The organism is Bacillus sp. TH30, from assembly GCF_016650875.1.
Lineage (GTDB): Bacteria > Bacillota > Bacilli > Bacillales > Bacillaceae_G > Bacillus_A > Bacillus_A mycoides.
In genome coordinates, this window is record NZ_JAEKEY010000002.1 from 5,201,337 (window position 1) to 5,227,193 (window position 25,857).

Annotated in this window: 21 protein-coding genes, 3 pseudogenes and 1 riboswitch; of the genes and pseudogenes, 21 read left to right on the forward strand and 3 right to left on the reverse strand. The window is 31.9% G+C overall.

From position 1 onward, the window contains the following. The first annotated feature begins 55 nt into the window (after window positions 1-55). The 8 genes and pseudogenes from JFU20_RS28895 to JFU20_RS28930 all read left to right on the forward strand — a co-directional run. Entirely contained in the window at window positions 56-1,081 is a 1,026-nt protein-coding gene (locus JFU20_RS28895) for a homoserine dehydrogenase (RefSeq protein ID WP_002165683.1), read from the forward strand. Window positions 1,082-1,177: 96 nt separating this feature from the next. After that, the gene (gene pdxR, locus JFU20_RS28900; protein WP_002032478.1) at window positions 1,178-2,626 is read left to right on the forward strand and encodes a MocR-like pyridoxine biosynthesis transcription factor PdxR; all 1,449 of its coding nucleotides are present in this window, start codon (window positions 1,178-1,180) and stop codon (window positions 2,624-2,626) included. Between the two features lie 4 nt (window positions 2,627-2,630). After that, a complete protein-coding gene (ddlB, locus tag JFU20_RS28905) occupies window positions 2,631-3,545 on the forward strand; it encodes a D-alanine--D-alanine ligase (RefSeq protein WP_002013134.1) in 915 nt (304 codons plus the stop codon). 73 nt (window positions 3,546-3,618) lie between these two features. After that, a riboswitch (TPP riboswitch) is annotated at window positions 3,619-3,724 on the forward strand. Window positions 3,725-3,848: 124 nt separating this feature from the next. Then, on the forward strand, window positions 3,849-4,535 hold the full coding sequence (gene tenA / locus JFU20_RS28910) for a thiaminase II (protein ID WP_002032475.1): 687 nt from the start codon (window positions 3,849-3,851) through the stop codon (window positions 4,533-4,535). 331 nt (window positions 4,536-4,866) lie between these two features. Next, window positions 4,867-7,248, forward strand: coding sequence for a pPIWI_RE module domain-containing protein (locus tag JFU20_RS28915; RefSeq protein WP_088291874.1), 2,382 nt, complete (start codon window positions 4,867-4,869; stop codon window positions 7,246-7,248). A gap of 209 nt (window positions 7,249-7,457) precedes the next feature. After that, window positions 7,458-8,224 (forward strand): annotated as a pseudogene (locus JFU20_RS28920) (DUF3959 family protein). Window positions 8,225-8,368: 144 nt separating this feature from the next. Then, a pseudogene (locus JFU20_RS28925) lies at window positions 8,369-8,784 on the forward strand (DUF3995 domain-containing protein). Window positions 8,785-8,854: 70 nt separating this feature from the next. Next, window positions 8,855-9,145 (forward strand): annotated as a pseudogene (locus tag JFU20_RS28930) (homoserine dehydrogenase); the annotation flags it as partial. Between the two features lie 596 nt (window positions 9,146-9,741). On the opposite strand, the gene JFU20_RS30310 reads toward JFU20_RS28930, so the two are convergent. After that, window positions 9,742-9,921: a hypothetical protein gene (locus JFU20_RS30310; RefSeq protein ID WP_242488160.1), complete on the reverse strand. Its 180-nt coding sequence runs from the start codon at window positions 9,919-9,921 to the stop codon at window positions 9,742-9,744. Window positions 9,922-10,545: 624 nt separating this feature from the next. On the opposite strand from JFU20_RS30310, the gene JFU20_RS28935 reads away from it, so the two are divergent. Then, a complete protein-coding gene (locus JFU20_RS28935) occupies window positions 10,546-10,749 on the forward strand; it encodes a hypothetical protein (RefSeq protein WP_002085220.1) in 204 nt (67 codons plus the stop codon). A gap of 353 nt (window positions 10,750-11,102) precedes the next feature. On the opposite strand, the gene JFU20_RS28940 is transcribed toward JFU20_RS28935, so the two are convergent. Continuing rightward, window positions 11,103-11,306 carry a hypothetical protein gene (locus tag JFU20_RS28940; RefSeq protein ID WP_002085221.1) on the reverse strand — a complete coding sequence of 68 codons (204 nt, stop codon included), beginning with the start codon at window positions 11,304-11,306 and terminating at the stop codon, window positions 11,103-11,105. A gap of 295 nt (window positions 11,307-11,601) precedes the next feature. Here JFU20_RS28940 and JFU20_RS28945 point away from each other — a divergent pair, with 295 nt between their 5' ends. From JFU20_RS28945 to JFU20_RS28970, 6 genes are all read left to right on the forward strand, one after another. Further along, a complete protein-coding gene (locus JFU20_RS28945; RefSeq protein WP_201039203.1) occupies window positions 11,602-12,606 on the forward strand; it encodes a DUF1835 domain-containing protein in 1,005 nt (334 codons plus the stop codon). A gap of 155 nt (window positions 12,607-12,761) precedes the next feature. Beyond that, complete coding sequence (locus JFU20_RS28950) at window positions 12,762-13,166, forward strand: hypothetical protein (RefSeq protein WP_002127656.1); 405 nt, start codon at window positions 12,762-12,764, stop codon at window positions 13,164-13,166. A gap of 160 nt (window positions 13,167-13,326) precedes the next feature. Then, entirely contained in the window at window positions 13,327-14,562 is a 1,236-nt protein-coding gene (locus tag JFU20_RS28955; RefSeq protein WP_002127655.1) for a cytochrome P450 family protein, read from the forward strand. Window positions 14,563-14,829: 267 nt separating this feature from the next. Beyond that, window positions 14,830-16,113: an MFS transporter gene (locus tag JFU20_RS28960; protein WP_002127654.1), complete on the forward strand. Its 1,284-nt coding sequence runs from the start codon at window positions 14,830-14,832 to the stop codon at window positions 16,111-16,113. Next, window positions 16,103-16,732, forward strand: coding sequence for a Vat family streptogramin A O-acetyltransferase (locus JFU20_RS28965; RefSeq protein ID WP_201039204.1), 630 nt, complete (start codon window positions 16,103-16,105; stop codon window positions 16,730-16,732). The genes JFU20_RS28960 and JFU20_RS28965 overlap by 11 nt, the downstream gene beginning before the upstream one ends. A gap of 73 nt (window positions 16,733-16,805) precedes the next feature. Further along, window positions 16,806-16,961, forward strand: a complete 156-nt coding sequence (locus JFU20_RS28970) for a DUF1540 domain-containing protein (RefSeq protein WP_000046089.1) — start codon at window positions 16,806-16,808, stop codon at window positions 16,959-16,961. 102 nt (window positions 16,962-17,063) lie between these two features. Here the strand turns inward: JFU20_RS28970 and JFU20_RS28975 are convergent, their stop codons facing one another. Next, window positions 17,064-17,561, reverse strand: a complete 498-nt coding sequence (locus JFU20_RS28975; protein ID WP_002085227.1) for a helix-turn-helix transcriptional regulator — start codon at window positions 17,559-17,561, stop codon at window positions 17,064-17,066. A gap of 140 nt (window positions 17,562-17,701) precedes the next feature. Here JFU20_RS28975 and JFU20_RS28980 point away from each other — a divergent pair, with 140 nt between their 5' ends. From JFU20_RS28980 to lepB, 6 genes are all read left to right on the forward strand, one after another. Further along, entirely contained in the window at window positions 17,702-18,916 is a 1,215-nt protein-coding gene (locus JFU20_RS28980) for a cytochrome P450 (protein WP_002165690.1), read from the forward strand. A gap of 114 nt (window positions 18,917-19,030) precedes the next feature. Further along, on the forward strand, window positions 19,031-19,609 hold the full coding sequence (locus JFU20_RS28985; protein ID WP_002165691.1) for a cysteine dioxygenase family protein: 579 nt from the start codon (window positions 19,031-19,033) through the stop codon (window positions 19,607-19,609). A 177-nt stretch (window positions 19,610-19,786) separates the two neighbouring features. Beyond that, window positions 19,787-20,638 carry a Cof-type HAD-IIB family hydrolase gene (locus JFU20_RS28990; RefSeq protein ID WP_002065648.1) on the forward strand — a complete coding sequence of 284 codons (852 nt, stop codon included), beginning with the start codon at window positions 19,787-19,789 and terminating at the stop codon, window positions 20,636-20,638. A 350-nt stretch (window positions 20,639-20,988) separates the two neighbouring features. Next, a complete protein-coding gene (locus tag JFU20_RS28995; protein ID WP_002165692.1) occupies window positions 20,989-22,776 on the forward strand; it encodes a PAS domain-containing sensor histidine kinase in 1,788 nt (595 codons plus the stop codon). A gap of 219 nt (window positions 22,777-22,995) precedes the next feature. Further along, window positions 22,996-25,122 (forward strand): peptidoglycan D,D-transpeptidase FtsI family protein, encoded by a 2,127-nt coding sequence (locus JFU20_RS29000; protein WP_002013160.1) that lies wholly within the window; start codon window positions 22,996-22,998, stop codon window positions 25,120-25,122. A gap of 76 nt (window positions 25,123-25,198) precedes the next feature. Next, window positions 25,199-25,729 (forward strand): signal peptidase I, encoded by a 531-nt coding sequence (gene lepB / locus JFU20_RS29005; protein ID WP_002013161.1) that lies wholly within the window; start codon window positions 25,199-25,201, stop codon window positions 25,727-25,729. Window positions 25,730-25,857 lie beyond the last annotated feature (128 nt).

Sequence of the window (25,857 nt, forward strand, 5' to 3'; positions counted from 1 at the left end):
GCGCTTTATATTATATTGAAAGAGGGATTTGGCAAAAAAAACATGGGGTGATCTTATGAAAATTCAAGTTGTATTATCGGGGTATGGGACAGTTGGTAAAGAATTTATTAAATTATTAAACGAAAAATATTTATATATAAATGAAACATATGGAATTGACTTAGTTGTTAGTGGAGTGATAGGAAGAAATATTGCAATACATAACGGAAAAGGTTTGCAGATTAATGATTTATTGACGTATGGTGATGGTTCTGCTGCAATTGAAAAATATATCGAACATTATCCAGAGGAACGCGGAACGATTAATATAAATGGTACTGTATTGGTTGAATCAACTGCTACAAATCTTAAAAATGGAAATCCAGGGAAACAGTATATGAAACAAGCTATTGAAAATCAAATGGATATAGTAGCTATTTCAAAAGGTGCACTTGTTACAGCTTGGAGTGAACTGAATACAGCAGCACGTATTTCAGGCTCACGCATTCGATATAGCGGTGCAACTGCCGCTGCGTTACCGACATTAGACATTGGACAACTAAGTTTAGCAGGTTGCCATATTGAAAAAATAGAAGGAATATTGAACGGGACAACAAATTATATTCTTACAAAGATGCATGAAGAATATAAGACGTTTGAAGAAGCATTGCAAGAAGCACAAAATAAAGGAATTGCGGAGACTAACCCGTTATTAGATATAAGCGGGATGGATAGCGCTTGTAAATTATTACTTTTGACGAATAGTTTAATGGGAAACGATTATTCACTCAAAGATATAAAAATAAACGGAATAGAGCACGTTACAACGCAACAAATTCAAAATGCAAAGGAACAAAATAAATCAATTAAATTAATTGCATCAGCATATAAAGATGATAATGGAAAAGTAAACCTTAGTGTACAACCTTGTAATTTAGAGAAAGAACATCCGTTAGCAAATATAAATGGCACGGAAAAAGGAATTACGTTCTTTACAGATACAATGGGACAAGTCACTACAATTGGTGGAGCTTCTAATCCACGCGGAGCTGCCGCTGCTGCTTTAAAAGATGTAATCAATTTATATCGAAATGATTTATAGGCTTTATAACCGTACCGCTATTAATAAAAAATACATATGTAGTGGACCTTTTGAGAATGAAATAAATATGTAAAAATAATTGCAGGGGGTAAGAAATTGTTTAAAGATTTTAAAGTTGTAAAAGATCGTCCCGTTTATATTCAATTAAAGGATTATTTAAAAAAGATGATTATGAAAGGGCATTTGTTGGGGGACCAAAAAATTCCATCAACAAGGGAACTGAGTGAATTATTATCAGTGAGCAGAAATACAGTACTCTCTGCATATGCGGATTTAGAACAAGAAGGACTCATTTATGCAGTTAAAGGAAAAGGAAATTTCGTTGCGAAGGTGGATATAAGTAACACCTCGTCTGTTGAAATAGATTGGAAAAATAAACTTAATACAGTTACCACATTAGCGGATGAATTAGACTTAATGAAGCATGGAGTTCGCTGGGAAAAAGGAATGATTGTTTTTAATAGTATAGCCCCGGACGAAAAGCTATTTGATGTTGAAAATTTCAAAAGAGCTTTTCTTACTCGTATGTCCATTGAAGGGGATATCGTATTGAACTACGGATATGCAAAAGGTTATAGACCGTTAATTAATTATTTACTTCATTACATGGAAATGAAAGGTGTAGATATTTCGAACAAAGATATTCTAATTACAAATGGATTTACAGAAGGATTAGATATTGTGTTATCTTCTTTATCGAAGAAATCAGGGCGTGTTATTTGTGAGAACCCAACTCACCATGCTGCATTGAAGCTTTTTCGTTTACATGGACTTGAAGTTCATGGAATTAATATGAATGATGATGGTATTGATACGAATGAAGTAGAAAAAAGTTTGCGTGAAAAGGATTTTGATTTCGCGTATTTAATCCCTTCTTATCATAATCCGACTGGTATTGTTACGAGTTCGGAGAAAAGAACGGAATTGATGAGGTTATTTTCAAAATACAAGATCCCTATTATAGAGGATGGGTTTAATGAAGAATTACGTTATTCGGGTTCACATTTATCGCCATTATTAACTTTTGCAGGGGCTGGTAATAATGTGATTTATATTAGTAGCTTTTCAAAGGTACTTTTCCCTGGTTTACGTGTAGGTTGGATCATTGCAGATAAAGAACTGATACATTATTTAGAAAGTGTTAAAAGAGCCAGAACCATTCACACATCTACGTTAGATCAAGCTGTTCTGTTTCAATATTTACATGAAGGATATTTTGAAAAATATTTAAAAAAAGCAAGATCTGTTTATAAGAAAAAATATGAGTTAGCTGTTGGGGCGTGTAATCAGTACATTCCGTTTAAAAGAATGACTGGAGACGGTGGACTTCATTTGTTTATAGAGTTGGAAGAAAAAATTCAAGCCCGCACACTTTTACAAAAGTGTTATGAGAAAGGAGTTACGTTTTCTCCTGGAGATGTTTTTTACTCTGATGGAGGAGGAGCGAACACATTCCGATTAGGATTTTCACGTTTGAAAGAACAGGAAATTGTTAGCGGGATTCAAATAATTGGTGAAACTTTAAAAAATGAAACTTGGAGTTGAGAAAATGAGAATTGGCGTTATTATGGGAGGAGTATCCTCTGAAAAACAAGTATCAATTATGACTGGGAATGAAATGATTGCACATTTAGATAAGAGTAAATATGAAATCGTTCCAATTACGTTAAATGAAAAAATGGATTTAATTGAAAAAGCGAAAGACATTGATTTTGCATTGCTAGCATTACACGGAAAATACGGAGAAGATGGTACGGTTCAAGGGACGCTTGAGAGTTTAGGTATTCCATATAGCGGCAGTAATATGTTATCTAGCGGTATATGTATGGATAAAAATATTTCAAAAAAGATTTTGCGTTATGAAGGAGTAGAAACACCAGATTGGATTGAACTTACAAAAATGGAGGATCTAAAGCTTGAGGAGTTAGATAAATTAGGATTTCCGTTAGTGGTAAAACCAAACTCTGGCGGCTCAAGTGTTGGAGTTAAGATTGTCTATGATAAAAATGAATTAATCTCTATGCTAGAAACTGTATTCGAATGGGATTCTGAAGTAGTAATTGAGAAGTATATAAAAGGTGACGAGATTACATGTTCAATTTTTGATGGGCAACAGTTACCTATCATTTCGATTCGACATGCTGCTGTGTTCTTTGACTACAATGCAAAATATGATGATACTAGTACAGTTGAAGAAGTTATCGAACTTCCAGCTGAAATAAAGGAACGTGTAAATAAAGCGTCACTGGCTTGTTATAAAGCATTAAAATGTAGTGTTTACGCAAGGGTTGATATGATGGTGAAGGAAGGAATTCCATATGTAATGGAAGTTAATACATTACCAGGGATGACACAATCAAGTTTACTACCAAAAAGTGCGGAAGCAGCGGGAATTAATTATAGCAAACTATTAGATATGATAATTGAAACTTCATTAAAAGTAAGGAAAGAAGAAGGTTTTTAAGGTAGTTATATAATTAATTCTTTTGACAGTTCCACGAATTATGCTATGATAATTACAATACGACAACTAAATATTTATCCACTAGGGGGGCCTTTTATAGGCTGAGATCAGATGAAATTTTGAGACTCTTAGTACCTGATCTGGTTAATGCCAGCGTAGGGAAGTGGGAAAGACGTTGCTATTTAACGAATAAATACTGTCAATTTCACTTTCTTTACGCCTGTAAAGAAAGTTTTTTTATTTTACAGCTTTAATAATTGTGGATAAATACGTATATTTTTTACATTATTTGGAGGGATTTAAATGACTTTTTCACAATCATTACGTAAAGAAGTAGATTCAATTTGGGAAGCAAGTTTTAACCATCCTTTTGTAAAAAAACTAGGCGAAGGAACATTAGATTTAGCTAGTTTTCGATATTATGTGCTTCAAGATTCTTATTATTTGAGTCATTTTGCTAGAGTACAAACGTTAGGTGCTGCAAAGGCTCTTGAATTAGAAACGACAGCTCGTATGGCACACCATGCACAAAATACGTATGAAGCTGAGTTATCATTACATGAGAATTTCGCAAAGAAATTAGGGATTACAAAAGAAGAAAAAGATAATTTTATTCCTGCGCCAACTGCATATGCATATACATCTCATATGTATCGTGCAGCTTATGAAGGGCATTTAGGAGATATTATTGCGGCTATTTTACCTTGTTATTGGTTATATTATGAAATCGGTGAACGATTAAAAGAATGTCAACCAGAAGAGCCAATTTATCAAGAATGGATTTCTGCATATGGATCTGATTGGTTCCGTACATTAGTTGAAGAGCAAATCACACGATTAGATACGATCGCTGAAAAAGTAACAGAGGCAGACCGTAATCGTATGAGACAACATTTTATTTTTAGTAGTCAATATGAATATTCATTTTGGGAAATGGCATATACATTAGAAAAATGGCCGGTGAATGAAGAAGTTAAAGGTGTTATTTAATTAAGAGTATATAAAAGGTATCGCTATATAAAGAGGCGATACCTTTTATTATATTTAGTTTCTGTAATTTTTTTGTAAATCATAGATAAAAAATATAATAATTCATTATAATGATTTTATAATATAAAGTTCCATAAGGAGGTAGTTATATGTTAATAGTTACTTTATATTAATTTGTTTTTAACAACGCTTTATTTATATAACCAAATGTAATTTAGCTATTTCCTTTAATGTGCTTGGTTAAAATTTGATTCGTTAATGCTTAAAAAATTGGTATCTTTTCTAGTATTATTCATGATCAATATAAATTAAGAGAGGAAGTATTAATATTATGGAAAAATTACAGTTATTAGCATTTAAAAATATAGTAGAACCCCTCTATAATGAGAAAGTATCGTATATTTATTTTCCTATTGAATGGCTTGATATTGTAGAGATACATTATAGAACATTTTTATTAACGAGCAAATTAAAACTTGTAAATGAAAGATTGTATGAAATGTTTTCTGATATATTATTCATTCAGCATAATCCATATATATTAAAGGAAGATACGCCCTGGATTGTAGCAAAAGAACCAATGAAACAAGAACAGTTAGACTATATTTTCCAAAGCTGGTATGAGGTTATTCATGATTGGAAACCTAATAAATTAATAGATCCACCACATTTAGAATGGCAGTATGATTTAATTAGTAATTTACCAGCATTACATGATAAAAAAACGTTTTCTAAATGGGTACCAGCTCTAATTACTCATATTTTTTGCGAACAGCCTTTACGTATGGAAAATAAAAATGAGGAAGAAATATATTTTTCACCACTGCGATCACAACATGTTTCTGAAGCGATGTCTGAGCCTATTAAAGATGAAGAAACACATGATTATTTCTCTTATGTATATCGGTTTGAATACGTAACTCGTGGAGGTGAGAATATTCCTCTATTAAAAGTATCTGTAGGGATTAGGAGGTTTTATCAACAATATAATCATAAAGATATCCCTATACTTTTAGGGCGAAAGCGGAGCCAAATACTGATTTCAACTCCTGAATTTGAATCAAATAATAAAAAGCAAAGATTTGTAAAGTTAAAAGTACAACAAGCTGTAAAAGGAATAAAGTGGATTAAACGTTTTAGAAATTTAAAAGATGATTATAGAATAGGGGGAGAAGTTAAATTAGAGAACATTCTCCAATGTCCGAAAGAGTATATTAGAGGAACAAAGATAAGAGTGCTTCTTCCATATAACGAAAATATATATAAAGTTCAAGGAACAAAAATAAAATTTGGTATAAAAGTAAGAGAAAAAGAGGAACTTTTTAATGAATTCCAACGAATATGCCCATATTTCACATTACTTCCAGAATGTGAAAATGTATTAACTAATAATGAGAATGAGTTATTACCTTTATTTGCCCCAAAGGGATTAGAATCAATTACGTTAGAAGTATGGTCAGATGATATAGTAATAGAGATAGAACAAGCGTTATTAGATAGCAAAATAGTTTTAGCTCAAAACGGAGATTCCTCCTATGTATTAAATGCAGACAATCCGGTGTTGTTAAAAATAGTAAGATATAACATTAGGAAATTGTTACAAAATCCATATAGAATGCAATATAGCCATAAAAACAAAAAGAAACTAGTAGACGATGTCGTAAAAGCTGTACATGCTACGGCAGGTGAGCAAAATGAAATGAAATTAGCATTAATTGCAATAAAAAATTGTGATGGTCGCGAAAAAATTAATCCAAAGCAAATTATTCGGGAAGGATTCGCTCAAACGGAACGTATTTCAGCATTTATTAATTTATTTATCGGACAAAGTGTATCTAAAAAAGAAATTATTAATGCCATTCTTAGTTTGTTAGAACAAAAGGGATTCTTAAAGTGTAGTTGGAATAAGATAAAATTACCGGGGATAATTGTAAATTTATCAATTGAGAAAATGTCTAAATATGATTTCTTACCTATTTTTTCAAAAATAAATGGGAGAGAAATATTATATAAATTATATGGTCAAGAAGAATGGGGCACAATTGATCATACTTTATTAAATATAGGTAATAATAAAGTGTTTTTACCACAACCATCAAAAAGGAATGATATAGGAGTCAGTTTTAAACAATTTATGTCAGAAACATTAGTTGAAATTTCACAAGATGCACATAAACAAAATAAAGAAGTTTATTTTATTGTAGATGCCAATATGAGGAAATATTGGATAGAGGAATTGCAAAATAAAAGCGTTAATATTGGGGTTTCACCTGAAATAATCCCAAATTTAAAAGAGGATATAAACATAATTAGAATTAATACTAACTCAGATGTACCGAACTATATTGTTAGAGACCAAGAACATGTTATGAATGAAACGAGATTATTTGTAGATCAAATGGGAATTTACTATAGCACGGCTGCATACGAATTAGATTGTAATGAGATAGTACAGCAGTACATACTCGAAGTTATCCCGCTTGGTGTAAAATCTGAAGAGAGAGAAGAAATCGCCAAAATGATACATTACATGTGCTGTAAATCAACCTTGCTCTCAGAACAAAATATTCATAATACGTATGTAATGCATATGGCTAAATTAATTAAAAACTATACTACCGATATTGATTCAAGGGAGTTTAAAGAATTCAATGACGAATTAGATGAAGATGTAATAATTTTAGAAAAAGAAGATACATTGATATTAATATAAATAATATTGTACAAATCCTGCTAGTAATAATGAGCAGGATTTGTCATTTTTCATGTAAATAAGGCTATCCTTTGTCATGTATCTTTTCTTTTACGTATTTACTTTATTTACATACAGGATTAAGATGTTTTTTAGAAATACAAAAACTACATCATATGGAAAAGCGATTTTTATTAATTGAAAAGAAAATTTGAAAGGAATGGGGAATTGTGAAGAAATTAGATGTATTATTAATGCTACTGAGCGGCCTCTTTCCAATTGCAGGAATGTTAAAGCAAATCCCTCTTGAACAATCTTTATATATTGGAGGACTTTTATTTTTTACTAGTTTCGGTAGTTACTTTGCGAAAAAGATATATTCACGTATATGTAGCTGGATAGCGTATGCACCATTTATAACATTACTGTTAGTCATTTGGAATCAGGATATTTCAATAAGTTCAATAATAGCGAACGCGAAAATCGCCGCTTGCATTGCGTTAATTCCGTGTTTATTCCGGTTTCGTACATACGGACTTACTTTGGGCTTATTCTCATTATGGGCCGCGTTACTATGGGATATAAAAGAAGTGCAGTCGTTAGTCATACTTGAGCGTATGATGAATTTAATGACAAGCCATTATTTATATATTCTCCTTTTAGTTGGAGGACTTATATTAGGTGGATTACTTGCGATGTTATTACACCGTAAAGAGAAAGACACTAATAAAGAAAATACAAATCTATTTAAACAAAAAAGAAACGTAAAAGGCTATCATTTAAGATCCGCTTTCCAAGATTACCGAAATTTAAGATGAAATTATTTAAGTTTGGTGGAAAAGGTTCTAAACGTAAAACGCCAGAAATAATGCATGAGCGTAATAACGAAGAACCAGTTGTAACATATGAAATGGCAGAGCAAATAGATCAATATAAAGAAAGTACTGTTCAAGGACAAACTAGGATGGAACGTCGAAAAAATAGGTATAATGCATAATAAATTTCACTAACCCCTTAATGATTTATCGTAAAATTGATAAATCATTAAGGGTTTTTTTATGTAATTAAATATAGATTGCGTATGAAGGATTCATAGCATATTTTAAAGGTAATGATTTAAATAAAATAATGGGAGGACAAAATGCTTATTGTTACATATATTTCTGTTTGCATATTATTCTTAGTTAGTTTTTTACATGTTTATTGGGCTTTCGGAGGTAAGTGGGCGACAAATAGTGTCATTCCAACTAAAGCTGGAGAAAAGGCGTTTACACCAGGTACAGGAATGACATTGTTCATTGCGTTATTATTAAGTATGGCAGCAATGATTTTATTACAACAAGCAAATATTGTTCATTCCGCACTTCCCAATGTTTTTGTTCAAATGGGATCCTGTGTTTGTATGGTTGTTTTTTTCATAAGAGTAATTGGTGAGTTTTATTATTTTGGTATCTTTAAACGAAAAAAGATACGCAGTTTGCTAGAATGGATACTGTTTTACATGTACCACTTTGTGCATTTTTATCTTTATCCTTCTTATTAGCAATAATAACGTGAACATATAACCAGCATTATTTTAATACTTTATTACAAACTAAACTAGGGATTTATACGGCAACAGAGATGATTAGATAAGCAGTACCCTCTACCATTTGCTTTAAATAACAAGTTATTGGAGCGGTTAGAAAATGAATCTCTTCAAACTATTGAGGGTTGTGTATCATGTCTACATTTCATGTTGGATATAAATTATGAAAAAATAAAATATTATGGATCGAGCACAAGTAGGTCATTTGTTCCATTATCGCAATCTTCAATTTGTCTTGCTGATTGTGTTTGTTTAACAGGAGTTGTATTAGGGTTACTAGGAACAGTGACATTTGGAGGATTAATGTTATCTGTATGTTCTCTTACATAAAGAAAAAAGGACACCCACTTAAGGTGTTTTTTTAGTTACTTAGGAGAGCTTTTGAGATAGGAGGGACATGGATTCAAATCTATAATTACACATTTTTATTGTGTTGTGTAACTCAAAAAGGAAAGTATCAGCAACTGCTTATTTTGTATGACTATAAACATTGGCTATTTGGGAGCTGTAATAGAATACTTAGAAGGGGGCAAAAAATGGTGTGTGAAATATTAATAAAAAAGGACAAGCAGTCGTACCTACTGTCCTTTAAAGGAGAAAAGTCTTTTGGTTAAGAACTACGAATAAACAGAAAATCTGCTTGTAATTAGTTTTATCCCAAATATACATGCCTATACAAAAAGGGATAAGTTCAAAAATACTTATCCCAGGAAGGGAAATCCCAAACACCAAAATGGCTTGTATTGGTATACAGGTTCAAAAGTAGTATATGTCAAACGAAAAATCTCATACAAAAAGCAGACAATCAAAAGTATTGTCTGCCAGAAAGTCGGATGAATTAGCCAACTGTGAAAAATTGCTTTCCCACTTCAAGAAGAGTAAAGGCACAAATTTGAAAGAAATGAATTGGGATTTAGTTATTGCTTCTATGAATGATGCATTTTTTTCATTTTTTTTGTCCCCAAAAAACAACTAATAATTGCGAGTAATGCATTTGAAGAAATGAAATTTACGGTCCAATAAATTCCTGTTCCAGCAATTATAAATCTTTTAATTGCCGAACTTTGTACTACATGAAAAATAAATTGATTGTTATCGTTACCCAATGTTATCACATCCCTTATCTAATATATGACAAGGCATGCTTGCTCTAGTCTTCATGATAATATACGAAAAAGAGTAATTGGCAGAAGCTTATAAAGTAGTTATAAATAAAAGCTAACTATCTGAAGTTAAATTATTAACTTCAGTGAAAAAAATAGCAATCATAATTTATCCTGCGTTATTGATGGGATATTATGTTTTACTTAAGGGCTTATGCAGAAAGTTTGATGAAAAACTCTTTCATTAAAAGTACGATTCCTAGCAGAAACAAGACTTCAATTGAGAACCAAAACATACTTTTGTGAGGTTTTTTAAACTCCATAATAATTGATGAAAATAAAAAAATTGCGATAAGTATGGTGATTAAGAGTCGGATTATATCAACCATTAATAACACTCCTAATATTTAATCAGTAATATTATGTAATCTTTTCCAAAGATATATAATTCTAGAAACATTCTATTGAAATTTTAATGAAAAGAACAGGTGGTGTTTAGTAGCTTTTTTCTCAAAATCATTTCAAACGTGTAGTGGGAAGTGATAAAAGTGATAAATCCACGTTTTAATAAAAGGATGTAAGCGTATTTTTAGCGAATTATAGATAATTAAGAGAGGCGGTGACACTATGAAGTATGTAAAAGTCAGTATGAATGGTGGAAGTGAGCACAAATTCTCAATGACTTTAGAACGATTTGAAGAGTTTATTACTACAGAGAATGGATTATTAGAAAATAAATTAGTTTGTATTGAAAATGTAATGATTAATCCTACTAATATATCTTCTGTAGTTGAAAAAATTGGTGTACCTGCTAAATTTATGGAAGTTTAAAGGTAATTAGATAAAAAACATCCATGGGGATGTTTTTTGTTTATAAATAAAGCAATTGTACAATGAAAGTATGAGAAAATTTTATTAGTAATAATGTAGGCTATTAAGAATGAATGGATATAGAAAGGTCTTTTCTAGCGTGTTAGTTACTCCAATGTGTATGTATCTATTTGGCATCTAGACATTGTGCTTTCTAATGCACAATGTAATAAGTACAAGCATATAGTATGTAATAGGACAAGATCTTCGTGTCCTACTAAATACTCAGAAAAAACCTCTAATCACATTAGGGCATCCAATAGCAGGGTGCTCTAATTTTTTTATGAAAAATGTAGCTTCACAACGGTTTCGTTTCAATTATAGTTTTCTTTAACGTTAATAAATATTAAGATTAATATGATAGCAATAATTAAATTAGACAAATAGAAATTTTGGTGACACAGTAGTTCAAAGATGACATCGAATGTATACAATAAAGCGACAGCAGGTAATATACAAATAAATATAAATCTCCAATTTTTTAAATAATGTTTATAATTAGTAAGCACTTTCGCCATTAATATTACTCCTGTATTTTTTATTTTCTATATAATTATACATTTAAATAAAAAGATTTACAAAGTGTTTAAAAATTATTTAGCAACTAATGTGATTTTGGGAGATAAATAAGGAGGAAAAAAATATTATAGATCTATAGATTGAGAGGAATATAGAGAAAGCTTTTGTTAAAAACTTAGATGGCTGCAGCAATCTGTGTAATAAACGATTTGATTTCAAAAAGACTTTTAAACATCTGGGCTAAAATGATACACTATAATCTACGTTATTTTAGAAATGAATAGAGGGATTTATATGATAGATAAAATTAAAAATGTTGTAGAGGATATGTATGAAGATGAAGCAAAACATTTACTTCAAAGTATTCTAATACAGTTAGATGTATTAGACGGGAATTATAGCGAAGATATGATAAAAAATTTAACGAGTATCCCTAAGCAATTGACGAGTCATACAACTCAGGAAAAGAATTTAGAAGAAAGCACACACATTCATATTGCCTTTGATGATTCAACTGCCGGATGTTTAAAATATATGTTGAAACAAGAAGGATTACACGAGGAGAGTGTTGTTTCATACTCTGAATTCTTTTCAATTGGTCCCATACATCAATTACATACGAATGAAGGTCAATTAGCAAGGGCACAGTGGTTATTAAATAACTTAACTTCTTATGATTGTTATTTTGAAGAAGAGTATTTACCAAGATTTAAGGAGACTTTAGAAGAGCTACATTCAATTCCGAATGAAACACCGATTACCGTTTGGAAGGCGGATAATGCCCATGAGCACGTAGGGCTTTGTTTTGCAATTGCGCAATTAAAAGATAAGAAAAATATTCGTGTTATGAATACTTCTGAAGCGAGTAGAGAAATATTAAAACAAGATTATGATATCCGTGGAACTGGAGAAGTATCTCCTGAAAGTTTAGCTCTTTTCCAAAAAAGTTTTGTGGAATTTCCGTATTTAACTGAAGAGAAGCGAATGAAGTTTGCACATGAGTGGGATAGATTATCGCAAAGCACGGAGTTTTTAAGAGTTTGGAAAGACGATGAAGTGCATTCTGTACAAGAAGAATATTTTGACCAATTCATTATTGAGTGTGCGAAAAAAGTAGGTGCTGATAAAGACTTCCTTAAAGCTCCGAGAGTAATTGGTGAAGCGCTTGGCCTTGTAGAGCAATTAGTTGGGGATACTTTCTTAGAGTATCGCTTGAAAGTATTAATTAAACAAGAGGTATTTGAATTTGAAGGTTTATTAGAGGAAATGCGTTTTTATAGTGTGAAGTTGAAAAAATAATAATATATTCCGTTTATAAAAAAGCTCGTATTTTTGAAAAAAAGATACGAGCTTTATTTTTTTAGTTTAATTTGGGCTATACATAAGCTTCCGATAGGTGTCATATCACATATGAATGTTAAAGGTAATGAATGAAAAGAAGGTGATTTGTTAATATGTATAACGAACAAAATTATCCATATGATCAAACGATGTATTATAATCCACAACAATACGGATATGAACCTGATATCGAAGTTAGAGAGGTTGAACTAGAAGATTATAGACCAGATGATGCGGAAGATGCTCCAACGTCACCACCACCGTCACAAGCTCCGTCTTTACCATCCACATTTGCTTCTCCAGCACAAGCAGGGAATATGAAATCATGGATGTGTAACTGTCTAGGAAGATGGGGCTATTTACGTTTGCATCGTCCTGGACCTTTCGGAAGAGACTTATGGTTTTTTCCGACAGAAGTAAGAAGAAGTGGGGTATCCGGCTACACTTGGCAAGCTGGTCGCCGCCGTAAAGTAAGTTATCGATATCAACAAATTAGTAATTTTATGTGCTTTGCATAATGGGAAGTGAGAGGGTAGAATGATTTTACTCTCTCACTTTTTTATTTTTCAATATTAGAAGTAAGATTTTAATTGAAAATTTACAATTTTTGAGTTCTTATTGAAGTATAATTCAAATATTGGGTTGATTTTTAAAAATAATTGAGAGTGAGGGAATGTAATGTCAATTAAAAATAAGGTTGGCCGAAAAATAGAAGATGGCATTAATTTAGCTTCTGCTCAGTTTAAAGAAGATGCATATGAAATTTATAAAGAGTCACGAAAAATGCAACCTATATTATTTGTAAATGAAGTTGAAATCGGTAAAGAATGGCTCATTACAAGATATGAAGATGCTCTGCCACTTTTAAAAGATAATCGTTTAAAAAAAGATATGGCAAATGTGTTTTCTCAAGATACAAAGAACATGTATCTTTCTGTTGACAATAGTGATCATTTAACAACGCACATGTTAAATTCAGATCCACCTAATCACAGTCGTTTACGATCTTTAGTTCAAAAAGCTTTTACACCAAAGATGATTTCACAATTAGACGGAAGAATTCAGAGAGTAGCGGATGATTTAATAAATGAGATAGAGCGAAAAGGTACATTAAATCTTGTGGATGATTATTCATTCCCATTACCGATTATTGTAATAAGTGAGATGCTTGGAATTCCAAAAGAGGATCAAGCGAAATTTAGAATTTGGTCTCATGCTGTCATTGCATCGCCAGAAACACCTGAAGAAATAAAAGAAACCGAAAAACAACTATCTGAGTTCATTACATATCTTCAATATATAGTTGATGTAAAACGAAAAAATCCAAAAGAAGATTTGGTTAGTGCGCTAATACTTGCAGAAAATGAAGGGCATAAACTTAGTGCTCCAGAGCTATATTCAATGATAATGCTGTTAATCGTAGCAGGACATGAGACAACAGTGAATTTAATTACGAATACGGTATTAGCACTTCTTGAAAATCCGAAGCAATTACAATTATTAAAAGATAATCCGAAATTAATTGATTCAGCTATTGAGGAAGGATTGCGTTATTATTCTCCAGTTGAGGTGACGACTGCAAGATGGGCGGCTGAGCCGTTTCAAATTCACGAACAAACAATCCAAAAAGGAGATATGGTTATTATCGCATTAGCTTCAGCAAACCGTGATGAAACAGTATTTGAAAACCCAGAAGTATTTGATATTACACGAGAAAATAACCGTCATATTGCCTTTGGGCATGGTAGTCATTTCTGCCTAGGAGCACCACTTGCTAGGTTGGAAGCAAAGATTGCTATTACTACTTTGTTTAAACGGATGCCATCGTTACAAATAAAAGGTGAGCGTGAAAAAATTAATTGGCAAGGTAATTATTTAATGCGTTCTTTAGAGGAATTACCATTGTCTTTTTAGAATAGTTATATTGAGACATGCATACACGACAAATGATTAACATAGAGTATGTATGTGTTATTTAAATTCGAAACGGAAGGGTGAAAACATCCCAATGATCAACTAATTCTATTTGTAAGAGATCTTCGTTAAAAAACGAAATATTCTTCTGAATAGGATTAGTATGTGCATGTATAGAAAAGGGATGTGTTTCGCACTGCGAATATATAGTCTTTTCATATGATTTGTGCTGCCTCCTGTTCAGAACACGAAATAGGAGGCTTTTTTATGTCGACGACTGCAGAAACGAAACAAAATCATGGGGTATCACAAGTATTAAAAAATCGATTTGTGCAAGGGATTCTAGCATCAGCATTATTTTTACAAGTTGGTATTTGGGTTCGTAACTTTGCGATATTACTTTATGTTATGGAAATGACGAAAGGTGATGCTTTTGCCATTTCGATGATTTCGGTTGCTGAATTTGCTCCCATTTTTATTTTCTCATTCATTGGTGGAACTTTTGCTGATAGGTGGAAGCCAAAGAAGACAATGATATGGTGTGAGACGTTAAGTTCTATTTCCGTATTCGCTGTATTAATTACTCTTATGTTTGGAACGTGGAAAATCGTGTTTTTTGTGACGCTTATTTCTGCAATCCTTTCGCAGTTTTCTCAACCATCTGGTATGAAGTTGTTTAAACAGCATTTATCAACGGAACAAATTCAATTAGCGATGTCTATATATCAAACAATATTTGCGATTTTTATGGTGTTAGGACCGATTCTTGGAACATTTATTTTTCATAGTTTTGGAATTTATATTTCAATCATCATAACAGGTATCGCTTTTTTACTTGCAGCAGCTGTGTTGTTATTTCTTCCGAAAGATCTTGAGAATGATAATGAGAAGAAAGAAATTACGCTGTTACAGGAAATGCTGGATGGTATTAAATATGTAAAAAAGAAAAAAGCATTAACTTTGCTAGGGTTTTGTTTTATGGCAGCTGGACTAGGTATAGGTTTAATTCAGCCACTAGGCATCTTTATTGTGACTGAGCAGTTAGGGTTATCAAAAGAGAGTTTACAATGGTTACTAACAGTAAATGGTGCGGGAATGATTGTTGGCGGGGCTTTAGCGATGGTATTTGCGAAAAACGTTGCTCCCCAAAAGATGTTAATTGTAGGGATGCTCGGTCAGGCAATTGGAATTGGTATTATAGGCTACTCCACAAATTTATGGGTGACACTTACGGCACAACTTTTTAGTGGTTTAGCTCTTCCATGTATCCAAATTGGTATTAATACGCTCATTATTCAAAATAGCGATACCGATTTTATTGGTCGCGTGAACGGCATTTTAAGTCCACTATTCACCGGTTCAATGGTAGTAACGATGAGTATAGCTGGTTCCTTAAAGGAGATGTTTTCATTAGGTACGATGTATGAGGGAACGGCTCTACTATTTATAATTGGATTATTGTTTATTTTACCTATATACAATTTAAAGCCAGTAATAGCAGTAGAAAGTGAAATGAATGGTAAAGGAAGTGCTGTGCAACATGAATCCTAATCCAAATGTTAAATACCCTATTGAAGGAAATCAAAACGTTCATTTTATAAAAAATACAATAACGAAATCTAATATATTTGTTGGTGACTATTCTTATTATGATGCGAAAGATGGAGAAACATTTGAAAATCGAGTATTATATCATTATGAATTTATTGGAGATAGGCTTACCATTGGAAAGTTTTGTTGTATTGCAAATGGAGTTACCTTTATTATGAACGGAGCGAATCACCGGATGGATGGATTTTCGGCATATCCATTTAATATATTTGGAAATGGGTGGGAGAAGTATACACCTAGTTTGTCTGATTTACCTTACAAAGGTGATACAGTTATAGGAAATGACGTTTGGATTGGTATGGATACAACTATTATGCCCGGAATAAAAATAGGGGATGGTGCAATCATTGCAGCTAAATCTGTTGTTACTAGAGATGTCGCACCATATACAATTGTTGGCGGAAACCCTGCAAATAAAATAAAGGAACGATTCACAAATACAATAATAGAAGAATTATTGCAAATTCAATGGTGGCATTTTGACATTGAAAAAATAACCGAAAATATAGATGTTATTGTACAAGGAGATATTGAACCATTAAGAAAGTTAAAAAGGTAATAAAAAATGCATGACAAAGAGTATCATACCTCCGAATTTTGTTAATGATAATAGAACAAGGAGGTGTGATACTATGGCACAAGACGTTTTATGTGAAGTAAACAACTGTAAATTTTGGGCTAACGGCAATAAATGTAGTGCAGATGCAATTTATGTAGTAAGTCATAAAGGTAAACATGCATCTACAACTGAAGAAACAGATTGCAAAACTTTTGATCCAGAAGTATAAATTTTTGAAGGGTAGCCAAATCGTGGTTGCCCTTTTATTAATTATAGTATTGATAATAAATCTCATTTTCATTCATTGTTTTTAACTTTTCTTTTTATTTTTTCATATTTTCTTCATAAGTGATGTAATCCAGAGCAATTCATGTTCAATACGTGATTTACTAAATTCAATGACTTCTGTAATAAAAGATGAGCTAACATGTAAAGATTGAATAGCAGTAAGTTGTTTATGTAGTACGTCTTGGCGTATTGTTAAAATTTCTTTTCTAGCTTCGTAATCAAGTTTTTCAAATAGCGCGATACGCACAAGGAACTCAGCATTATTTGTCGCAATCTTTTCGGGAAACTCTCTTAACATTTCAGAAAAAATTTCTTCTCCTGTTTCAGTTATGTCGTACATATTTCGGTTTGGCTTTCCGACTTGTTTATGTATTTTTTTCGTTATAGCGCCCATATTTTCGAAGCGCCGAAGAGCGGGATACAGTGTATTATGATTTAATTCGAAATTCTCACCTAACCGATTTTGAACATTTTTCTTTATTTCATATCCATGTTTTGGTCCAGTCGTTAATTCTGCTAGTAATAAAATGTCAACGTACATAAAAATCCCCCTTATATATTTCTCAAGTTCTCCAATGAAAAATCTCCTCTAACATATGTTAAAATAACATATGTTAGATTATACAACTTTGAACTACCGACCTATCACTTTTATTGTAAAAGAAAAGGGAGGAAAGAACTATGGCTTCGCCTGAAAATGTGATTTTAGTTCATGAAATTTCAAAGCTGAAAACAAAAGAAGAATTGTGGAATCCGTATGAGTGGTATGAATTTATGAGGGATAACCATCCGGTTCATTATGATGAGGAGCAGGATGTATGGAATGTTTTTTTATACGATGATGTAAATCGAGTTTTATCGGATTATCGCTTATTTTCCAGTAGAAGGGAACGAAGACAATTCGCAATCCCACCTTTAGAAACTAGAATAAATATAAATTCTACTGATCCACCAGAACATCGCAATGTACGTTCTATTGTTTCTAAAGCATTTACTCCAAGAAGTTTAGAACAATGGAAACCTCGAATACAGGCTATCGCAAATGAACTTGTACAACATATCAGAAAATATAGTGAAGTTAATATCGTTGAAGAGTTTGCTGTAGCTTTACCTGTTACCGTCATATCCGATTTATTAGGAGTACCAACAACGGATCGTAAAAAAATTAAAGAATGGTCTGATATTTTATTTATGCCGTATAGTAAAGAAAAATTTAACGATTTGGATGTAGAAAAAGGAATTGCGTTAAATGAATTTAAAACATACCTTCTTCCAATTGTCCAAGAGAAAAGATATCATTTAACCGACGATATTATTTCAGATTTAATACGAGCTGAATATGAAGGCGAAAGATTAACCGATGAAGAAATAGTTACTTTTTCTTTAGGTTTATTAGCGGCAGGTAATGAAACAACTACAAATTTAATTATTAACAGCTTTTATTGCTTTTTAGTAGATTCACCTGGAATATATGAAGAGTTAAGAAAAGAACCTACGTTAATTTCAAAAGCGATTGAGGAAGTTTTACGCTATCGCTTTCCCATTACATTAGCTAGGAGGATTACTGCGGACACAAATATATTTGGACCTTTTATGAAAAAGGATCAAATGATTGTTGCGTGGGTTAGTGCAGCAAATTCAGATGAGAAAAAGTTCTTACAAGCTTCTAAATTTAATTTACACAGAATAGGAAATGAAAAGCATTTAACCTTTGGTAAAGGTCCTCATTTTTGCTTAGGGGCGCCACTTGCACGTTTAGAAGCTGAGATTGCATTAACTACCTTTATAAATGCCTTTGAAAAAATAGAGTTATCTCCATCGTTCAATTTAGAAAAATGTATATTAGAAAATGAACAAACATTAAAATACTTACCTATTCTTTTGAAAACTAGGTAAAACGTTCAGCAAGGTACAAAATTACTGTACCTTGTTTTTTTATTTCTCAATTGTAAATTTTTAGTGGTCTATTTAGTATGGAAGTGTGTGAAAGAAGAGTGGAGGAGGATGCTTATGTTAACGTGCGATGGGAATAAAACGTTTCAAATATTTATTAAAGCTGTAACTGATTTAATAGATGGTGATTTATTGGAAGAACAAATCGTGTGTGAAATTGAAACATTACTAGAAGAACTTTTAGAAAAGAAAACATGGCTTCCGTTAGATAAACAGAAGGTGAATTCGGCTCAATATGCACGACACTTACTGTATGAAGATCCGTTAAAACGTTTTGAAGTATTAGCTCTCGTATGGAAAGATGGACAATCTACACCATTACATGATCATGATGGCACATGGGGAGTAGAAGGCGTTTTTTCAGGAAGGATAATGGTGCAGAACTTTGTACAAACGAAGCAGCTTGGAAATTCACTTTCTTATTTAACACACATAGGAAATCTTTATTTGGGAGAAGGCGAAACCGATAAAGTAATTCCACCAGCTGATTGTCATATTCTTGAAATAGCTGAAAATGAAAGCGCAATCACTATTCATATATACGGAAAACGTTTAGAAAAGTTTAAAGTATATATCCCAACAGAAGAAAAAAATGTATACATGTGTGAGACAAAATATATTAGTTATAATTCATAGCTTAAAATCCAAAGCTTTTCTTTAAAAAGAAAAGCTTTGGATTTTATTTTTAATTATTTCTTGACCTGAAACGCTTTTCATAAACTATAAATAAGGAGTACTTCACGAGATTCGTATGAAAACGATACCTTATATTTCATAAAAACTCGTGTATTTATAGAAAGTGGTGAAGAAATAATGAAATTAATCGCAATTGATTTAGATGGAACTCTTCTTTCAGGGAATAAAATGATTAGTAAAGAGAATGCAGAAGCAATTCGAAAATGTCAAGAAGCTGGCCATGTTGTAGCAATTTGTACAGGACGTTCTATTGTGGATATTGAACGACTATTGTTAGAAGTGAATTTAGAATGTCCGATTATTGCTGAAAATGGTGCACTTATTTATACAGATAAAAAGATGATGAAGAGATACCCAATTCAAAATACGCAAGCACTAGAGATTATAGAATATCTTGAAGAGAATGATTTGTATTATCAACTTTATACTAATAAAGGTGTGTATGTACCAGATTATGGAGTAGAGAGTGTACGAAATGAAATCGAGTATGTAAAGAATTCAAAAGAAAATTTCAACTTGAAAGAGTTAGAAACGATTGCTGCATTATATCTTGAGCATACAGCATTTCATAGTACAGAAAGTTGTAAACCAATTGTAGAAATGGATATACATGTGCATAAACTTTTACCGTTTTCTTATGACATAGAGAAATTAAAAAAATTAAAAGAAACATTTCTGCATAATACGGATTTAGCTATTACATCTTCCTATTGGCATAATTTAGAGATTAATCATCGAGATGCTCAAAAAGGAAATGGATTATATACTTTAGCAGAACATCTTAATATTCCAGTTGAAAATACTGTAGCAATAGGTGATGGTCTAAATGATGTTTCCATGATGGAGAAAGCAAATATATCAATTGCAATGGGAAATGCAGTTGAAGAAATAAAAGTGATGTGTCAATACGAAACGTTAACAAATGAAGAACATGGTGTCGCACATGCTTTATATAAATATGTAATGTAATAAATAAAAAAAAAGAATCTAAATAGATTCTTTTTTCTTTTTATTAGGGGTAAGGTATTCTATGAGATTCATAGAAGCCTTATTACAACTCATTATATAGAATATATTGGAATAAATGTTTATATTTTTCATGAGAGTTGTGAAATTTTTGTGAATTTTACGGTTATTTTATTTTTATACTGCTACTAGCAGCGCGTAACAATCCCATATTATTTTCTGTTTTTAATTGAAAAATAGAATTTGTTTGAATAATTATTCTACAGCTATATACCTAGGGGCACTTTCTTCGTATAATGAAGAAGTATGAATTTTGGATTTGTATAAATTTTACATATCGAGGTGAAAAAGGAATGAATGCGCGGCTAATGGAACTTATTGATGTGAGTACAATAGAAACCATGGCAGAACAATTTTATAAATTAACCAACATATCACATCAACTTCTTGATGCTGAAAACGAATGTATATTTTCATTTGGAATTAATGAAATGAAAGTATGTAAACTTCCAAAAATTGAAATCCCCCTTTTCTTATACAATCAATATTTAGGATCTTTTGTTGTATGGTCCAAAAGAAGCGAAATCTTAAATTGCCAGAAATATTTTGAAATGCTTTCTAACCTCATTATAGATGGGGTGAAAAAAGTAGTTCAAAGTAAAAATACATCGTTACTTTCTCGAAAAGAGGAAGAACTGCATACAATCTTACAAAACATGCCTGTTATGGTTGATGCGCTTGACTATAATGGAGATTTTGTTTTGTGGAATCGAGAATGCGAGATTGTAACAGGTTATACTGCTGAAGAAATAATTGGGAATCCAAACGCACTTCGATTACTGTATCCTGACCATAATTATCGCTATCAAATACAAAATAAATTTTTGACTCATGGAAAAAATTTTAGAGATTGGGAAATGCGTTTAACATGTAAAAATGGTGAAATTAAAACGATAATGTGGTCCAATATATCAGAGCAGTTTCCTGTAACAGGATTTAGTTACTGGGCTGTTGGTGTAGATATTACACATTTAAAAGCGATAGAAGAGCAATTGAAACAACAAACCTCTGAATTAGAATTAATTTTTAAAGCTTTACCAGATTTATGTTTTTTAACAGAAGATGATGGGACAATTATAGATTATAAAGCAGGGTCCCCTACAAAATTTTACGTACCCGCAGAAGCTTTTATGGGGAAAAAGTTTTACGAAATATTACCGTCTCCAGTAGCACAGCAATTTCAAGAAGCAATTCGCCAATTGAAAGAAGAAGGAAAGAATGTAATTGTAGAATATCCTCTAACAATTAATGGAAGTATCGATTTCTTTGAAGCTAGATGTTTACCGTTATTACAAGATAAAATTATGATCATTGTCCGCGATATCACAGAGCGGAAAAAGGCAGAAGAATTGCTAAATAAATCAGATACACTTGCGGCAATTGGTCAATTAGCAGCCGGTGTAGCTCATGAAGTGAGAAACCCATTAACTGTAATTAAAGGATTTATACAGTTATTCCAAATTAATAAAGAAGATCAAGAAAAATATTTTGACCTTATGCTTTCCGAAATAGAAAGAATAGAAGCAATCCTCCAAGAGTTTTTGTCGATTGCTAAAACTGATGAAATAAATACAGAAAAGAAAAATATTTATCAAATTTTTAAAAATGTCGTATCATTAATTAATACAAAAGCAATCATGACAAATATTCAAGTTGAACTATTTACAGATTCCAAAGAGATAATCATTGAATGCTCAGAAAATCAATTGAAACAAGTATTTATTAATATTTTGCAAAATTCAATTGAAGCAATGCTAGATGGCGGGAAAATTTCAATCCATATAAAAGAAATACATAAAAAAGGTGTCATTATTAGTGTAATAGATGAAGGAATAGGAATACCTGAAGAAAGAATTAAAAGATTAGGTGAACCTTTCTATAGTACGAAAGAAAAAGGTACCGGTATTGGATTGATGTTAAGTTATAAAATAATTGAAGGTCATCAAGGAACAATAAGTATAATGAGTGAGGTTGGCGTCGGGACAACTGTAACTATTTACTTGCCGAAAATTCAGAGTAAACAATCGCTATCAAATTGTGATGATAGATGTATTTCAATACGTTCTAATATTAACTCCTAAAATACTTAATACCCAATAACAAAGCTAAGCTTTTGTTATTGGGTATTTTTATATTTAATTTAGTAAACTTTACCTTTTCTTTATGTTTGTTTTAATTTCTATTAAGTTTTAAACGTTATATTAATATGCGTACAAAGTAATGTATGGAAAGTGTACATTACTTTTAATATAGAAAGCTTAAAATTATTAAAAATGTTGTAAGGAGGAGATTATGACAAGGTGAAAAAGCAAGTGAAAAAAAGTGGTAGAGCAATACCGATGCGGTTAAATATTTTATTTCTATGTGTATTTTTATTATTTTCTGCAATGATTATACAGTTAGGTAAAGTGCAAATTTTCGATGGAGAGACTTATAAAAATGAAGTAGAAAAGAGAGAAAATGCAACTGTGAGCCTATCTGTCCCACGTGGGAAAATATTTGATCGAGAAGGGAATCCAGTTGTTGATAATACATCTTTACGCACGATCACGTACACAAAGATGAAAGGTGTAAAATCAGAAGATATATTAAAAACTGCAAGACAACTTGTAGACATAATTGAAATGCCGCAAGAAGATATAGATAAGTTAAATGAGACAGATAAGAAAGATTTTTGGATGCAATTAAATCCGAAACTGGCTGAAAATCTAGTATCGAAAAAAGAAATAGATACATTTAGAGAAAAGGATATTAGCGGCAAGAAGCTAGATAAAAAAATAGAAGAGTTAAAAAGAAAACGGGTTACAGATAAAAATCTTCAGGAATTAACAGAGAAAGATATAAAAGTGTTAGCTATTAAAAGTAAGATGACTTCTGGTTATCAAATGGCTCCTCAAATTATTAAAAAAGATGTTAGTGAAAAGGAATTTACTATAATTAGTGAAGGTTTAGCGAATCTCCCAGGTGTAGACGTATCGGTGGATTGGGAGAGAGTGTATGTAAATGATGGATTATTCCGATCTGTTCTTGGAAATGTTTCTAATTCCGATGAAGGATTACCAAGTGAACGATTAGATTACTACTTGGTACGTGATTATAGCCGAAATGATAGGGTTGGAAAAAGTTATATCGAGCAGCAATATGAAGATGTACTTCATGGTACAAAAAAAGAAGTAAGAAGCGTTGCAGATAAACAAGGTAATACAATTAGAACGGAGACAGTTTCTGAAGGGAAAAGCGGCAAGAATTTAGCGTTAACAATTGATATGGAATTACAGAAAAAAGTAGAAGAGAGTATAGAAAAAATATTAAAGGCATATAAAGGTTCAGAATCAATGTTAGACCGTGCTTTCGTTGTAATGATGAATCCGAAAAACGGCCAAGTATTATCGATGGCTGGGAAAAGACTTGTAGAAAAAGACGGAAAAACGGAAGTAGAAGATTATGCTTTAGGTACGCTGACAAGTTCATACGAGCTTGGATCAACTGTTAAAGGTGCTACAGTATTAACCGGATTTGAAACAAAAGCTATAACACCGGGAACACATTTTTATGATGCACCTATGAAGTTTAAAGGAACTAAGGAGAAAAAGTCATGGAAAGATTTTGGAGATATAGATGACCTAAGAGCTTTACAAGTTTCCTCTAACGTTTACATGTTTAACACAGCATTAAAAATTGTTGGTATGGATTATGTAAAGAACAGTTCATTAGATATTAAACAAGAATACTTTGATAAGATGAGATATTATTTCAGACAATTTGGTTTAGGTGTTCCAACAGGCATTGATTTACCGAATGAAACAGCGGGGCAAATTGGGAGAAAAGATAATCAGCCAGGTTTCTTATTAGACTTTTCCATTGGTCAGTATGATACGTATACACCACTTCAGCTTGCACAATATATTTCAACTATTGCAAATGGCGGGTATCGTATGAAACCACAAATTCTTCAAGAAATTAGAGAACAAACCGTTCAAAAAGATGAGGTCGGTAAAGTAGTACAATCAATAGAACCCGTTGTTTTAAATAGAATTGATATGAAAGAAGAATATATCAATCAAGTAAAAGAAGGCTTTAGGAAAGTATTCCAAGAAGGGGATGGAACGGGAGTAAGGGCGTTCCAAAAAGCACCGTATAAACCAGCTGGCAAAACAGGAACTGCACAGACTGTATACGGTGGAGAAAGTGATATTGGGAGAAATGAGAAAGGCGATCGTAGAGAATGCTATAATTTAACATTAGCAGGATATGCGCCATATGATGATCCAGAAGTAGCATTTTCTGTTGTAGTACCATGGGTTATAAATGATAAGTCTGGTATTAACTCTGATATTGGAAAAGAAGTTTTAGATGCTTATTTTGATTTAAAAAATAAGCGATTAACTGGCGAAGCACCAAAAATAGATGACTCTAAAGAGAATTAAAATATACGAAACGTCTCTAGCATTTATATGGACTAGAGACGTTTTTACATACGAATAGATTAGAAATGAGGTATATATGAAGCAATTGATTCTAAAAGATTGGAGAAAAATATGTAGCTATATTTTAATTATAATAGGAATTATTATTATTAATAAGTCATTTTTATTTTGTATGGTAGAAGGAATTTCGATGCAACCTACTTTGAATGAAAATAATCGCATACTAGTTAATAAGGCTAGTGTCTATTTTTCTTCTTTTCATCATGGTGATGTTGTAATAATAAAAAAAGAAGACGAGCCTACATACTACGTGAAACGAATTATTGGATTACCAGGGGATAACATACAATTAAGAAACGATGTGGTATATATTAACGGTAAAAAGCGAGATGAGTTGTATATACAGTTAGATATGTCACAAGTATCAAATCGTTTTTCAAACTTTAGAGAAATGAAAGTTCCCTCGCATAAATTATTTGTATTAGGTGATAATCGAAATCATAGTAAAGATAGTAGGAATACACTTGGACTTATCAATGAGTCACATGTAATAGGTAAAGTGAAAATGGTATATTATCCATTTGATCAAATAAAATGGTTAAAATAATTCTATTAGATATGCACGTTTTATAAAATAATTCATATATTGATAGCATAGGACAAGCAGAAAAGCTTATCCTAACCTCACAGAACACTCCTTATCACAGTTAGGCATCTACTTATGTAGATGCCTTT

What these genes read in the sequence shown, in the direction of transcription:
- JFU20_RS28895 (WP_002165683.1), top strand. Translation starts at nt 56, where the DNA reads ATGAAAATTCAAGTTGTATTATCGGGGTATGGGACAGTTGGTAAAGAA.
- JFU20_RS28985 (WP_002165691.1), top strand. Translation starts at nt 19,031, where the DNA reads ATGTTAACGTGCGATGGGAATAAAACGTTTCAAATATTTATTAAAGCT.
- JFU20_RS28945 (WP_201039203.1), top strand. Translation starts at nt 11,602, where the DNA reads ATGATAGATAAAATTAAAAATGTTGTAGAGGATATGTATGAAGATGAA.
- JFU20_RS28965 (WP_201039204.1), top strand. Translation starts at nt 16,103, where the DNA reads ATGAATCCTAATCCAAATGTTAAATACCCTATTGAAGGAAATCAAAAC.
- JFU20_RS28935 (WP_002085220.1), top strand. Translation starts at nt 10,546, where the DNA reads ATGAAGTATGTAAAAGTCAGTATGAATGGTGGAAGTGAGCACAAATTC.
- JFU20_RS28980 (WP_002165690.1), top strand. Translation starts at nt 17,702, where the DNA reads ATGGCTTCGCCTGAAAATGTGATTTTAGTTCATGAAATTTCAAAGCTG.
- JFU20_RS28970 (WP_000046089.1), top strand. Translation starts at nt 16,806, where the DNA reads ATGGCACAAGACGTTTTATGTGAAGTAAACAACTGTAAATTTTGGGCT.
- tenA (WP_002032475.1), top strand. Translation starts at nt 3,849, where the DNA reads ATGACTTTTTCACAATCATTACGTAAAGAAGTAGATTCAATTTGGGAA.
- JFU20_RS28915 (WP_088291874.1), top strand. Translation starts at nt 4,867, where the DNA reads ATGGAAAAATTACAGTTATTAGCATTTAAAAATATAGTAGAACCCCTC.
- JFU20_RS28940 (WP_002085221.1), bottom strand. Translation starts at nt 11,306, where the DNA reads ATGGCGAAAGTGCTTACTAATTATAAACATTATTTAAAAAATTGGAGA.
- JFU20_RS28955 (WP_002127655.1), top strand. Translation starts at nt 13,327, where the DNA reads ATGTCAATTAAAAATAAGGTTGGCCGAAAAATAGAAGATGGCATTAAT.
- JFU20_RS28950 (WP_002127656.1), top strand. Translation starts at nt 12,762, where the DNA reads ATGTATAACGAACAAAATTATCCATATGATCAAACGATGTATTATAAT.
- JFU20_RS28990 (WP_002065648.1), top strand. Translation starts at nt 19,787, where the DNA reads ATGAAATTAATCGCAATTGATTTAGATGGAACTCTTCTTTCAGGGAAT.
- JFU20_RS28975 (WP_002085227.1), bottom strand. Translation starts at nt 17,561, where the DNA reads ATGTACGTTGACATTTTATTACTAGCAGAATTAACGACTGGACCAAAA.
- JFU20_RS28995 (WP_002165692.1), top strand. Translation starts at nt 20,989, where the DNA reads ATGAATGCGCGGCTAATGGAACTTATTGATGTGAGTACAATAGAAACC.
- ddlB (WP_002013134.1), top strand. Translation starts at nt 2,631, where the DNA reads ATGAGAATTGGCGTTATTATGGGAGGAGTATCCTCTGAAAAACAAGTA.
- JFU20_RS28960 (WP_002127654.1), top strand. Translation starts at nt 14,830, where the DNA reads ATGTCGACGACTGCAGAAACGAAACAAAATCATGGGGTATCACAAGTA.
- lepB (WP_002013161.1), top strand. Translation starts at nt 25,199, where the DNA reads ATGAAGCAATTGATTCTAAAAGATTGGAGAAAAATATGTAGCTATATT.